The following is a 14,906-nucleotide window of genomic DNA, read 5'->3' as shown; positions in this document are numbered from 1 at the left end:
GGCTCAGAGCTGGGGCACCACCTCCCGGCCTAACAACGCCACCACAGCCTCCAGACACTCATCCTGGCGCAGGATATCGAAATGGCTGGCTGATACGGTTTGCGTTCTTCGCAGGCGCGGCTGCTGGCGTTCGAAGGTCGCACGCTCAGCAGTCGGGTTGCCATCGGCCCACCAACAGCACAGCTCGGCTTGGGGTATCGGCAACCTGTCGACCTGCCGCGACAACGCCTTCAACCGCGTGCTGACCATGAACGTCTGGGCCAACTCATCAGCGCCGAGCAAGGCATACCCGCTGGCCTGATCGCTTTGCGTGTCGATGACTGCACGAATGATGCGCGCCACAGCTTCGTGATCCCCCGCCGCTTCTGCACCCATCGCCCGATCAATCACCTCGCCATCCATGCCCAATGTCGCCCCAAGGAACTCGGCCAGGTCCACGCGCCACTCATCCGGGCTGGCTACGGCATTGGCTTGCGTCGGCACAAAGCTGTCCACCAGACCGACGAACGTGGCGCGCTGCCCCTGCTGTTCAAGCAAATCAGCGACCATTAACGCCAACGCCCCGCCCAGCGACCAACCCAGCAAATGGTACGGCCCTTGTGGTTGCTTGCTGCGGATGGCTTCGACGTAATCCCCGGCCATCTGCGCCAGCGACGTGTCCTGCCACTGGCGATCGAGCAGCATCCGGCATTGCACGCCGTAAACTGTGCGCTCGCCCTCCAGGCGCCGGGCCAGTGGCTCATAATCGAACACCGTGCCGAAACCGGCGTGCAGGCAGAACAGCGCCGGCTGATCGTCCACTACCTGATTGAGCAGCAACAGCGGTTGCGGACTCTGTCGCAGCGGCTGTTCATCGACACCAGACAATCCGGCAATCGTCGGCTTGGCCATCATGTCGCGCAATTTCAGTTGAAAGTCAGGTTGATTCAGTGCGCGAACTTTCGAAATCACCTTGAGCGTGCGCAGCGAATCGCCGCCCAGCTCGAAGAAGTTGTCGGTAATGCCGACCTTCTCGATGCCCAGTACCTGCTGCCAGATCTGCGCCAATGCCCATTCCAGCGGCGTGCGCGGGGCCACGTAGTCGCGACCGGTGTAGGCTGGATCCGGCAAGGCCTTGCGGTCGAGCTTGCCGTTGGGGGTCAGCGGGAAGCGCGGCAGCACCACGACCTGCGTCGGCACCATGTAGTCGGGCAACCTCTCGCGCAATGCCGCCTGGCAACGCGGGCCGAGGCCATCGTCTTGCGCCGCCACCACATAGCCCACCAGTTGCGGCCCCTGACCGTTTTCTCGCACCACTACCAACGCATCGTTGACCCCGGCCTGCTCGCGCAAGCGGGCTTCGATTTCGCCGAGTTCGATGCGGAAGCCGCGCACCTTGACCTGATGGTCGATGCGCCCGACGTAATCGAACACGCCATCCTCGCGGCGGCGCACCAGATCGCCGGTGCGGTACAAACGCCCGCCATCGAGGCTGAACGGATCGGCAACAAAGCGCTCGGCGCTCTGCCACGGGTGACGATGGTAGCCGCGAGCGACTCCGCGCCCGCCGATGTACAGCTCACCGACCATGCCCACCGGCAGCGGGTTGAGGTCCATGTCCAGCACGTGCAGGCTGCGGGTGCCCACGCGTTGGCCAATCGGCGCGTACATCGCCTGGCACTGGCCATCGGCGGCGATTATCCACAGCAGCGGCGTGACCACGGTTTCGGTCGGGCCATAGCCGTTGACCAGGTATTGTGGCTTGAGCGTGTGCTTGACCCGCTCAAAGGTCGCATCCGGCACCGCATCGCCGCCGAAGCAATAGATGCGCACCGACGGCGGGTGGCCACCCTGCATTTCGGCGTGTTCGGCCAGTTGCAGCAGATATGCCGGCGGGAAGCAGGCGACGCTGATGCGCTGGCGGTGCAGCACGGCCAGAGTCTGCTCGGCGGTCCACAAGGTGTTGTCGCGGATCACCAGGGTCGTGCCGCTGATCAGCGCGGTAATCCAGCGTTCATGGGCGCCGTCGAAGGCGAACGACATGAAATGCAGTTCGCGATTGTCCGGGTCCATTTCGTACAGGTTGGCGATGGCTTGCACGTGCATGCTCAACGACCCGTGGGCCACGGCGACGCTTTTCGGTTTGCCGGTGGAGCCCGAGGTGTAGATCAGGTAAGCCAGTTGTTCGGCATGCACGCCAGGTTTCGGTGTTGCCACGTCTACATCGAGATCCAGACGATCCACGGCAATCATCACAGTGCCCGGATTGAGCTGCGCGACATCGCGCAGGCGTTCCTGGGTCAGCAGCAGGCGCATGTCGCTGTCGGCCATCATGTAGCGCAGACGCTCTTGCGGGTATTGCGGATCGAGCGGTACGTAGGCAGCGCCGCACTTCATTACCGCCAACAACGACACCACCAGTTCCAGCGAGCGCTCCATGAACACGCCGATCACGTCTTCGGCCTGCACGCCTTGTTCCAGCAGATGCACCGCCAGGGCGTCGGAGCGACGGTCCAGTTCGGCGTAGCTCAAGTGTTCGGCATCGCGGTCGGCATAACTCAAGACCAACGCCGTGTGCTGCGGTTGCAGGCGTGCACGCTGACGAATCAACTCGTGCACCGGCGTTTCATCACCGTCAGCCACCACCGACAGCTCGCCGTCCAGCGTCCGGCCTTCGTCCAGGGTCAGCAGTCCCAGCTCGCCAACGGCGCGCCCGGCATCCTCGCACAGGCGCTGCATCAGGCTTTCCATGTGGCGACGCAGGACCTCGACGGTGGCCAGGTCGAACTGATCGCGCTGGTGCATGTACTCGATGCGCAGCCCTTCATCGAGGCTGACCATCAGGTCCATGGCGAAGCTGGTCAGGCCGAAATCGGAGACGTCCTCGAAACGCAGGGAGTCGCCGTTCCACTCGCGCAGCGTGCGGTCCACCGGCTGGTTTTCGAACACGATGATGCTGTCGAACAACGACTGCCCGCCCTGCCCGGCCCAGCGCTGGATATCGCCCAGTGGGGTTTGCTGAAAGTCGCGGATATCAAGGTTGTAGGCCTGAACCTCGCGCAACCAGTCGCCGACGCTCGCTTCGGTTGGCACCGTGTTGACCACCGGCAAGGTGTTGATGAACAGCCCGAGCATGTTCTGCGAGCCATTGAGGGTCTCCGGGCGACCGGACACCGTGGCGCCGAACGTCACCGTGCGCTGGCCGGTGTAGCGCTGCAACAGCAGCAGCCACGCGGCTTGCACCAGGGTATTGAGGGTCACCTGCTGTTGTTGGGCAAATGCCTGCAAACGCGCAGTCTGCCCAGCGCTGAGGTGCGTATAGATCGCGTGATAGCCCGATTGCGGCGCTTTGACCGGCACTGCGCGGGCCAGGTGCGTGGCGCCTTCGAGATTGTCGAGTTTGTCTTTCCAGAACGCTTCGCTGGCCGCGCCGACTTGCTGGCCGAGCCAGTCGATGTAGTCGCGATAGGCCGCGACCGGCTCGTGCTCGTCACCGCTGTAATGACGCAGCACTTCACCGATCAGGCGCGACACGCTCCAGCCGTCCATGAGGATGTGGTGGTAAGTCCAGATCAGGCGATATCGATCGTCCTCCAGACGCACCAGCAACAGGCGCAGCAACGGCGCACGGTTCAGCGAGAAGCCACGCTCACGTTCCTCGACAGCCAATTGGCGCACGCGCTCAGGCTGATCATCCAGCCCGCGCCAGTCCAGTTCGGTCAGCAGCGATGGCGCATCGCGCAGCACCACTTGCAGCGGCTCCTTGTCGCCCTCCCACAGGAATGCGGTACGCAGGATCGCGTGACGTTGGGCTGCGTCGGCCCACGCCTCGCGAAAACGCGCACCGTCGACGCCGCGCACACCCACTTCGATCTGGTTGACGTACAGCCCCGAATCGCCGTCCTGCACCGAATGGAACAGCATGCCCTGCTGCATCGGCGACAGTGGATAGACGTCTTCGACTTCATCCGCTGTCAATTGCAGCGCTTGATACTGCGCGTCACTCAGTTCGATTTTTGCCGCCGGTGCAACCAGCGTCGTCACGGTTTGATCCGCCCCGACCGGCCGGGCGACCGTCGCCAGCTCGGCGATGGTCGGAAGGCTGAACACGTGCTTGGGGGAAATGCTCAACCCGGCTTTGCGTGCACGGCTGACCGCCTGGATCGAGACGATGGAATCGCCGCCCAGTTCGAAGAAGTTGTCCTGCATGCCAATCTGCGGCACTTCGAACAATGCTTGCCACACCGCTTGCAGCGTCGCTTCCACCGCATTGCGCGGCGCGATGTATTCGCGCACTTGCTGGTCCGGCTGCGGCAATGCGCGGCGGTCGAGTTTGCCGTTGGGCGTCACCGGCAACTGGTCAAGCCGCAGCACGTGGCTCGGTTGCATGTGCTCGGGCAGCGCATTGCGCAGGTGCTGTTTGAGTGGATCGATGGCGGCATCACCGACGACGTAAGCCACCAGCTGTTTGGATTTGCCAACGTCGAGGGCGATCACCACCGCCTCGCGCACCTGTGGATGCTCCAATAGGCAGGCTTCGATTTCTCCCAGTTCGATGCGTAAACCACGGATTTTCACCTGATGGTCGATGCGCCCGACGTATTCAATCACGCCGTCTTCGCGATAACGCGCCAGGTCGCCGGTGCGGTACAGGCGCTCGCCCTGCTCACCGAAGGGGCTGGCGACAAAGCGCTCGGCCGTCAGGTCCGGACGGCGATGGTAACCACGGGCCAACCCGATGCCGCCCAGGTACAGCTCACCGACGCAACCTTGCACTTGCGGTTGCAGGCTGTCATCGAGGACGTAGGTCACCAGGTTGGCAATCGGATAACCGATCGGCACGCTGAAGCCGCCGTCATCGACACAGGTCCAGTGGGTCACATCTATGGCCGCTTCGGTCGGGCCGTACAGGTTGTACAGGCCAACGTTGGGCAGCACGCCGAACAGGGCGTGCTGTAAATCCGCCGACAGCGCTTCGCCACTGCATATGATCTGCCGCAGGCTGGCGCAACGCTCGAAACCTTCGCCCTGGACAAACGCCTGCAACATCGACGGCACGAAATGCAGGGTGCTGACCTGGTACTCCTCGATCAGGCTGACCAGTTGCGCCGGATCACGATGGGCACCCGGTTCGGCCACAACCAGACGTGCGCCGACCATCAACGGCCAGAAGAACTCCCACACCGACACGTCGAAACTGAACGGGGTTTTCTGCAACACGGAGTCGCGCCCGTCCAGCGGATACGCGCCCTGCATCCACGCCAGTCGGTTGTACAGCGCATCGTGACGGTTGGCCGCGCCCTTGGGTTTGCCCGTGGAGCCGGAGGTGTAGATCATGTAGGCCAGCGATTGCAGCTCGACCACGCAGGGCAGGTTTTCGTCGCTGCGGCCTTCGAGCAACGACGCCATGTCGTCCAGGCAAATTGCCGTGGTGGTGGCTGGAATCGGTAACTGTTGAAGCAAATGCCCCTGGGTCAACAGAAGGCGCACGCCGCTGTCGCCGAACATGTGTTCCAGCCGTTCACGCGGGTAGTCCGGGTCCAGCGGCACGTAGGCACCACCGGCCTTCATGATCGCCAGCAGGCCGATCACCAGTTCCAGCGAACGTTCGGCGGCAATGCCCACCAGCACTTCGGCGCCGACGCCCTGGCTGCGCAGGTAGTGCGCCAGCCGGTTGGCCTGTTGATTGAGTTCGCGATAGCTGAGGGATTGGCCGGCAAACACCAGGGCCGGTGCGTCCGGGGTCTTCAGCACTTGGTCTTCGAAACACTGGTTGACCGGGCGTATGTCCGGCCAGTGTTGAGCGGTGCGATTGAAGCGTTTCACCTGTTGAGCGGTTTGCGCCGCGTCGAGCAGACTCAAGCGGCCCAATGGCAAATGCGGTGTGCAGACCATCGCATCGAGTAACGCGACCAGACGAGTGCTCAAACCTTCAATCGCACCCGCGCTGAACAGCGCGGAGTCGTAGTTGAAACGCAAGTCCAGGCATTCACCCAGCTCGGCTGCGACGGCCAACGGGAAACTGGTCTGGTCGTGGTTACTGATACCGGAGAACTTCAATGCACTGCAATTCCCTTCCTCCAGCGCTTGGGCAACCGGATAGTTTTCGAACACCAGCAACGTGTCGAACAACGCTTCGCCAGAGTGACCGGCCCAGCGCTGCACATCCGCCAGCGGCGTGTATTCGACTTCGCGCAACCTGAGGTTAAGTGCCTGGACCTCATCGATCCATTGGCCGACCGTGCGCTCGGGGTGCGGTGTGCCGATCACCGGCAAGGTGTTGATGAACAATCCAATCTGCTGCTCGATTCCCTGCAACTCACTCGGACGCCCCGACACCGTGGCGCCGAACGCCACCGTCTGCTGCCCGGTGTAGCGCTGCAACAGCAACAGCCACGCCGCTTGCAGCACGGTGTTTGGCGTGACGCGGGCCTGACGGGCAAAGCCGTTGAGGCGCTCGGTGGCGGCACGGTCCAGGCTCAGGTACAGGGTGCGATGAGCAACGCCCTGCCCCTCAGCCGGCCCCGGCAAGGCGCCGGCCAGTCGCGTCGGCTCGGTGAGCGATTGCAATTGCTCCAGCCAGAATGCTTCGCACGCGGCGCGATCACGGCTAACCAGCCAGGTCATGTAATCGCGGTAACGCCCAACGTTTGGTGCTGGCATGATTCCGGAGTAGCGTTGCAGCACTTCGCCGAACAACTGCGAAGTACTCCAGCCGTCCAGCAGGATGTGGTGGTTGGTGAAGATCAGGTGATGCGTATCGCTCGCAGTCTGCACCAGCGTCAGGCGCAGCAATGGCGCCGCCATCAGGTCGAAACCGCGCAAACGGTCGTCTTCGGCCAGACAATCCAGCGCTTCAGTAACGTTGGCCTGATCACGCCAATCGAGCACGGTCAGCGGCAACGTCGCGTCGGCCACAATCACTTGCAGCGGCCGCGAGCCATTGCTTTCGCTGAAGAACGCGGCGCGCAAAACGTCATGGCGATTGAGCGTCTGTTGCCAGGCATCACGGAAAACCTCGACGTCGAGGCCCTGCACATCCACACGCATTTGCGGCACGTAGGCTCCAGCATCCGGAGCGAACAGACTGTGGAACAACATGCCCTGCTGCATCGGTGACAGCGGCAAAATGTCTTCGAACCGGTTTGCGGCCAACGGCAAGGCATCCAGCTGCGCCTGATCGACGCGCACCAGCGGCACATCGCTCGGGGTCAAACCACCGGCACCGCTGAGGCAGTGCTCGATCAACCGCTGCAATTCCATGGCGTAGGCATCGGCCAGGCGCTGCACGGTTTGCGGGTTGAACACGTCACCGCTGAAGGTCCAGCTCAGGCGCAATTGACCGCCATAGACCTGACCGTTGATGCTCAGGCCACGGTCCAGCGCTGCCGATGCGCCCTGCTCGGCGCCACCGTTTTCCCGGGCCGGGCGCCACGGCGCCTGTTCGTCGAAGCTGGCGTCGAACTGGCCCATGTAGTTGAAGGTGACCTGAGGCGACGGCAGATCCTCAAGCCCGGCGTCGGCCAGATAGCACAGGATGCCAAAACCAATGCCCTTGTCCGGCACGGCGCGCAGTTGTTCCTTGACCGCTTTGATGCTGCCGGCCAGATCGCTGGCCGGGGTCAGTTTTACCGGAAAAATCGAGGTGAACCAGCCCAGCGTCCGGGTCAGGTCAATGTCGTCGAACAGGTCTTCACGGCCGTGGCCTTCGAGCTTCACCAGCGTCGACGGCTGGCCGGTCCAGTCACCCAGCACCCGCGCCAGCGCGGTCAGCAGCAGGTCGTTGACCTGAGTCCGATAAGCCGCCGGAGCGTCCTGCAACAGCTGCCGGGTCAAGGTGCTGTCGAGCAGTGTTTCCACGCTGACGGCATGTTGGCTGGCGAGACTGCCTTGCGGGTTGTCGGCAGGCAATTGGACCTGCACGTCGCGGAACTGGTCTTGCCAGTAAACGGCCTGGCTGGTCAGCTCAGCACTTTGCGCATGGGATTGCAGGCGAGCGGCCCAGGTTTGATAGGCGCTGGTTTTCGAGGGCAGGCGCGGGGGTTGAGCGTGCTGCGCTTGTTGATAGGCGGTTTGAAAATCTTCCAGCAGCAAACGCCAGGAGACACCGTCCACCGCCAAGTGATGCACCACCAGCAGCAATCGCTGGCCCGCCGCGCCCATGTCCACCAGCAGCGCACGCAACAGCGGGCCATCCTGCAGGTTCAGGCTGGCTTGCGTTTCGTTGCACAGTTCCAACAGTTCATCGGCGTTGGCAGCCTTTCGCTGCCACAGTACCTCGGCGCTGCTCCACTGTTCAGCCTGAGCCTGTTGCCAGACGCCATCCACCTGACGCAAGCGCAGACGCAACCCGTCGTGATGCTCCAGCAGCGCGGTCAAGGCCTGTTGCAGGCTGGCGCTGTCCAGCGATTCGCGCAGTTCCAGCAGCAGCGACTGGTTCCAGTGATGGCGGGATTCGATGTCTTGCTCGAAGAACCAATGCTGGATCGGCGTCAGCAACACCTCACCACGCACCGGTCCCTGATCGATCACCAGCCCTGCACTGCGCTCGGCCACCTTCGCCAGACTCTGCACGGTCTGGTGCTGGAACAGGTCACGCGCAGTAATGCGAATCCCGGCCTGCCGTGCACGGCTGACCACCTGGATCGAGATGATCGAGTCGCCGCCCAGCTCGAAAAAGTTATCGTCGATGCCCACACGCTCCAGCTTGAGCACGTCTTGCCAGATCGCTGCCAACGCAGCCTGCATCTCGTCCAACGGTGCCGTATAGGCCTGTTGCGCCAGCGCGGCATCAGGCTTGGGCAATGCGTTGCGATCAAGCTTGCCGTTGCCGGTCAGCGGCCATTGGTCGAGTTTGATCAGGTGCGCCGGCACCATGTAATCCGGCAAACCGGCCTGCAAATGTTCGCGCAGGGACTGGCGCAAATCGCTGTCGTCGCCGGTCGCGGTGAACCACGCGACCAACTGCTGACTGCCATTGACCTCGGGCGCCAGCACCAGCGCTTGCTCGATGGCCAGATGGCTTTGCAGGCGATCCTGGATTTCCCCGAGTTCAATGCGGAAGCCGCGAATCTTCACCTGATGGTCGATGCGCCCGGCGTATTCGATACTGCCATCGGCGCAATAACGGGCGAGGTCGCCGGTGCAATACAGGCGCGCTCCAGCCTCCTCGGAAAACAGATCCGGGACAAACCGCGTAGCGGTCAGGTCAGCGCGCTGGTGATAACCGCGAGCCAGACCGGCACCGCCGACGTACAGTTCACCCACGCAGCCCTTGGCCACCGGGTTCAGGCGCGGGTCGAGGACGTACCAGCGCAGGTCGGCAATCGGCTCGCCCAGCGGTGAACTGTTGGCGCCATCGAGGTCAGCGCGGGACAGTGGTCGGTAGGTCACGTGCACGGTGGTTTCGGTGATGCCGTACATGTTGATCAGCACCGGCTGCCGGTCATCGAACGCGTCGTACCACGGACGCAGGCTGGCCACGTCCAGCGCCTCGCCGCCGAACACCACATAACGCAGGGCCATGTTTTTTGCGTCGGCGCAAGCAAACGGCATCAACTGGCGGAACGCCGACGGCGTCTGGTTGAGCACCGTGACTCCCTCGTCACGAAGCAACCGGGCGAAGTCCTCCGGGGAACGACTGACCGCGTGGGGCACCACCACCAGTTTGCCGCCGTAGAACAGCGCGCCAAAGATTTCCCACACGGAAAAGTCGAAGGCATAGGAATGGAACAGGCTCCAGACATCGTCGGCGTTGAAACCGAACCAATGTTCGGTGGCACTGAACAACCGCGTCAGGTTGCTGTGGGGCAGCAGCGTGCCTTTCGGTTTGCCGGTGGAGCCCGAGGTGTAGATGACGTAGGCCAGGTTCTGCGGCGCTGTCAGGTTCGGCAGGTTGTCGGAGCTCGCCTCGATCAGCCAGTCGCTGGCGTGGTCGAGGCAGATCATTTCAATACCGTCGTTCAACGGCAGGTGCGGCAGCAATGCGGAATCGGTCAGCAACAGGCGCGTGCCGCTGTCGGCAAGCAGGTAGGCCAGGCGATCCTGCGGGTATTGCGGGTCCAGCGGCATATAGGCGCCACCGGCCTTGAGGATCGCCAACAGGCTGACGATCATCTCCAGTGAACGTTCAAGCGCAATACCGACCATCACGTCGGGACCAACGCCGCGTTCGCGCAGTCGATGGGCGATGCGGTTGGCGCGGCTGTTCAGTTCGGCGTAAGTGAGGGTGACGCCCCGGCAGGTCACGGCGATGTTGTGCGGGTGCGCGGCAGCTTGCGCCTCGATCAATTGATGGGCGCACAAATCGTTCGCCTGATCGCCGCTCGACACCGTGCTGCGATTCCAGTCGAGCAAGGTGGCCTGCTGCTCGGATACGTCGAGCATCGGCAGATCGGCCAGGGCCACGCGGCTATCCGCGCAGATCCCCTGCAACAGGTTCAACCAATGCCGGCCGAGACGCTCGATGGTCGAGGCGTCGAACAATTCCGTGGCGTAGACGAACGACGCGTGGATAGCCTCGTCGCTCTCGACGGTGTCGAGCATCAGGTCGAATTTGCTGGTCTTTTCGTCCCAGATCAGCGGCTCGACGCTCAGGCCCGGTAGGTCCCAGCGTTGTGGGTCACCGCTATCACGCTGATGATTGAACATCACCTGGAACAACGGCGTATGGCTCAGGCTGCGCTCCACGCCCAGCCCATCGACCAATTGCTCGAAGGGCAAATCCTGATGGGCCTGCGCGCCGAGTGCCGCGGCTTTGATCTCGGCCAGCAACTGCACAAACAGCTGGTCGGCCCGTGGCTGGCTGCGCAGCACCTGGGTGTTGACGAAAAAGCCCAGCAGGTTTTCCACGTCCTGGCGGGTGCGGTTGGCAATCGGCACGCCGACGCGGATGTCCTGTTCGCCGCTGTAGCGATGCAGCAACGTCTGCAACGCCGCCATCAACAGCATGAACAGTGTGCAGCCCTCACGGCGGGCGAGCTCGCGCAATTGCGCGGTCAGCGCGGCTGAAACCTTCAGTTCGACACTGGCGCCCTGCTGGCTCGGGATCGCCGGGCGGCGACGGTCGGTTGGCAGGCTCAGCGACGGATGTTCATTGCCCAATTGTTCGCGCCAGTAATCGAGCTGTCGTTCAGCCTCGCCGGCCTCCAGCCACAGACGCTGCCAACGGGCAAAGTCGGCGTACTGGATGACCAGCTCCGGCAATTGCGCAGCCTGCCCGGCACTGAGCTGCGCATAGAGTCGGGTGAACTCCTGCAACAGGATCGGCAGCGAACCGCCGTCGGTGACGATGTGATGGAAAGTCATCACCAGCACGTGTTGCTTGGCGTCGAGGCGGATCAAGCGGCAGCGCATCAGCGGGCCATTTTGCAGGTCGAATGGCTGCTCGGCGTTCAGGGCGATCTGCCGTTGCAGTTCGACCTCGTCGCCCGCGCTGACATCGACCAGCGGCGCGTCCATGTGCGGATGGATTTTTTGCAGCACCTGCTGTTCGTCGAAGACAAACGTGGTGCGCAGCACTTCATGACGTAGCACCAGCGCAGTCAAGGTGTGCGCCAGCGCTTCACGATTCAGCGCGCCATTCAGGCGAAAGGCACCGGTCAGGTTGTAGGCGGTGGCCAGGGGCTGCATCTGCCAGAGGAACCACAAGCGTTGCTGCGCGTACGACGCCGGCAGTGTGTCGACACTGTGGTCCCGTGGCGGAATCGGTAGCAGTTCCAGGGTCAGCCCCTGGGCGTGCATCTTCTGTTGCAACGCATGTCGGGCGTCCGCGTTCAAGCCGCAGAAACGCTGGGCCAGGGTCATCATTCTGTCCGGTGCAGCACTCATCGCGTGTGTTCCCCATCCACTTCGTCGAACAACGCTTCGAGGGCGTCTACATCGTTTTCTTTATGTTCACTGTGCTGACGGAACTGCTCGATCTGCCCCGCCAGACGCTCCAGGGTGTCGCCTTCGAAGAACAGCTTGAGCGGGATCGCCAGGTTCAGTTCTTCCTGAATCCGCGCACGAATCCGCGTGGCCAGCAGCGAGTGCCCGCCGAGTTCGAAGAAGTTGTCGTGCACGCCGACGCGCTCCACGTGCAGCGCTTCGGCCCAGATCGCCGCGAGGGTTTTCTCCAGATCGTTGCGCGGTGCGACGAAGGTACTGCGGCGCACATCCAGATCGAGCAACGCCTGACGATCAAGTTTGCCGTTCGGCATCAGCGGGAAACGCTCAAGGACTTGCAAGCGCGCTGGCTGCATGTGCTCGGGCAGCGCCTCGACCAAGTGGCTGCGCAGTTCGTTGAGGCGGATGTCCGCAGTGTCGGTCGGGGACACCACGAAGCCCAGCAGTTGTGGGCCGGTCGGGGTTTCGCGGGCAATCACCGCAGCGTCTTCGATGTCCGGTGCGTTACGCATGGCCGCCTCGATCTCGCCCAGCTCGATGCGAAAACCACGGATTTTCACCTGATGGTCGACCCGGCCCAGATACTCCAGCACGCCATCGGCGCGATAACGCGCCAGGTCACCGGTGCGGTACAGGCGTTGGCCCGCCGTCGTCGCGAACAAATCGGGCACAAAGCGCTCGGCACTCAGCCTGGCCCGTTGCAGGTATCCTCGGGCAATGCCGGCACCGCCGACGTACAACTCGCCTTCAACGCCCACGGCTACGGGTTGCAGATCCGGCCCCAGTACGTGAATGCGCATGCCGGCAATCGGTTGACCAATCGCAATGCTGTCGTCGTCTTCGCCGAGCGGCAGCTCCCAGGCCGAGCACCACACGGTGCCTTCGGTCGGGCCGTATTCGTTGACCAGCACCACCCCCGGCAATGCTTCGCGATGTCGCTGCACCAGCGCGGTGCTGCACGCTTCGCCGGCGACGATCACACAGGCCAGCGCCTGACGGTCGAGGTGTTCGAGAATCAGCGCGTGGTAGGACGGCAAGGTCAGGTAGTGAGAAACCTCTTCGCGCTGGATCAACAACGCCAGTTGCGCCGGATCCTTGTAGCTGTCTTCGTCAGGCAGGCACAGGGTCGCGCCCTGCCCCAACGCCCAGAAAACCCCGGCCACCGAACTGTCGAAGGAGAACGACGAAAGCATCAGGAACGAACGCAGGGGCTGACGATAAAAGGCCTTGCGCGCCACGGTCGAAGCCAAGGCGTTGGCATGGCTGATCATCACGCCCTTGGGTTTGCCGGTGGAGCCGGAGGTGTAGATGACGTAAGCCAGGTTCGCGCTGTCGCCCTGGGGTTCAGGTTGATTGGATGACGAGGACCAGACTTCGGCGCCGGGCATCAAGGAAACGACGCGCTCACTGCCCAACGCTTCTGGCAACGGCTGACAGGCCAATACCTGACACGCCCCCGTGTCGGCGAGCATGAACGCCAGACGTTCGATCGGGTAGTTCGGGTCCAGCGGCAAATACGCCGCGCCCGCCTTCAGCGTGCCCAACAGCGCAACGACGATTTCCAGCGAACGCTGGCCGTAGACCGCCACGACCTGGTCCGGCTTGACGCCTTGGGCGCGCAAGGTGTTGGCCACCTGGTTGGAGCGTGCATCGAGTTCGGCGTAACTCAGGCGCTCACCATTGACGCTCACCGCGATGCGCTGCGGGTGCAGGCGCGCCTGTTCGCTGAACAGTTCTTGCAGGAAGCGGCACGGCAACGCCTGCTCGGTGGCGTTCGGGTTGAAGCCCTCGATCAAACGGCCAAGATGCGCCTCATTGACCAGACTCGCCTGAGCCAGCGTCAGCTCGGGGGATGCGAGCAACTGGCAGCTGAACTCGGCAAACTGGGCCAGCCATTCGACCAGCATCGATTCCGGAACTGCGCCCTCCAGGCACGACAGCTGCAACCGCTCACCCTGAACTCGCAAGCGCAGGACTTCGGGGTTGGCGTCGTCGACCTCGATAGCGTGCTCGATACCGGATTCATAGACGAAACCATAACGCAGCGGTCCGCTGCCTTCGGCGCTCAATTCGAACTCGTTGAGACAGTCAAGCCACGACAGTGATTGCTCAAGGCTGGCGGTGAAGGATGCCAGCGCTTGTGCCATGGTTTGATGGCTGCGGTAATCGAAGGCCACCGGCAAGCGACGGGCGAAGCGTCCGAGGGTCGCGGTTGTTTGCTCGTTGCGCCCCACTACTTGCCAGCCGATCAACAGTTTCTCTTGATTGCCGATGCGCGCAACAAAGGCGCTCCATAGCAGCAACGCCACCTGTTCGTCCTCGACACCCAGGTCGGCGGCAGTGCGCTGCACGCCGGCAAACCATTGGGTGTCAGCGAGCATGGCCTGACGACGCACCCGCGCAACGTCGACCGGTTTTTCGAAGGGCAAGCGGTGCGCCATGGCGAACTGCTGTTGCAGGTTGCGCCAGAACGCCGCGCCTTGATGACCGATGTCTTCCTCGCGCAGTTCTTCCTGCCACGCGCTGTAGTCCAGGTATTGCAGCGCTTCTTCGTCGACGGGCAGGGTTTCGCCGCGCAACAGACTGGCGAGTTCGCCCGAAAGCACACGCAACGAGGCTTCGTCGAAACTGCTGGCCAGCGTCAGCACCGTGACGAAATGCTTTCCGTCAGCGGTCTCGACCGGCGCCACCGCCAGCACCCGGATCGGATCGTTGAGCATGGCTTCACGACTGCGCTCGAAAGCATCAGCCACGCAAGGCTGGCTGCCCAGCAACGTGAGCGGCAGTTGATCGCAGAGGCTTTGCACCGGCCATTTCATCCCCGGCAAGCGACGATAAACCGTGCGCAGGGTTTCGTGGCGCTGGCCCAGCGTTTCAAGCGCTGCGCGCAAAACTTGCGCGGTCACCGGTTGGGCCAGCGGCAGGGTCAGGGCGGCAAACAGGGTTTGTCCAGCCAGTTCCTGGGCGCGCAGATAGAACGCCTGCTGGGCCGAAGTCTGGAATACGTCTACCGAAGGTTCGAGGGCGGTGGTGTTCATGTC

Annotated in this window: 2 protein-coding genes; both read right to left on the bottom strand. The window is 63.0% G+C overall.

Annotation, left to right across the window (positions count from 1 at the left end):
• Nucleotides 1–3 precede the first annotated feature (3 nt).
• Nucleotides 4–11,808, bottom strand: a complete 11,805-nt coding sequence (locus AD668_RS08850) for an amino acid adenylation domain-containing protein (protein ID WP_053157151.1) — start codon at nt 11,806–11,808, stop codon at nt 4–6.
• Nucleotides 11,805–14,903, bottom strand: a complete 3,099-nt coding sequence (locus AD668_RS08845; protein WP_053157148.1) for a non-ribosomal peptide synthetase — start codon at nt 14,901–14,903, stop codon at nt 11,805–11,807. Before AD668_RS08845 ends, AD668_RS08850 begins: the two co-directional genes overlap by 4 nt.
• Nucleotides 14,904–14,906 lie beyond the last annotated feature (3 nt).

Source organism: Pseudomonas sp. P1.8 (genome assembly GCF_001269805.1).
Classification (GTDB): Bacteria; Pseudomonadota; Gammaproteobacteria; order Pseudomonadales; family Pseudomonadaceae; genus Aquipseudomonas.
This window is presented reverse-complemented; position numbering and strand designations above follow the sequence as displayed.

Excerpts from the sequence above, each read along its gene's own strand:
- AD668_RS08850 (WP_053157151.1), bottom strand. The coding sequence starts at position 11,808 with ATGAGTGCTGCACCGGACAGAATGATGACCCTGGCCCAGCGTTTCTGC.
- AD668_RS08845 (WP_053157148.1), bottom strand. The coding sequence starts at position 14,903 with ATGAACACCACCGCCCTCGAACCTTCGGTAGACGTATTCCAGACTTCG.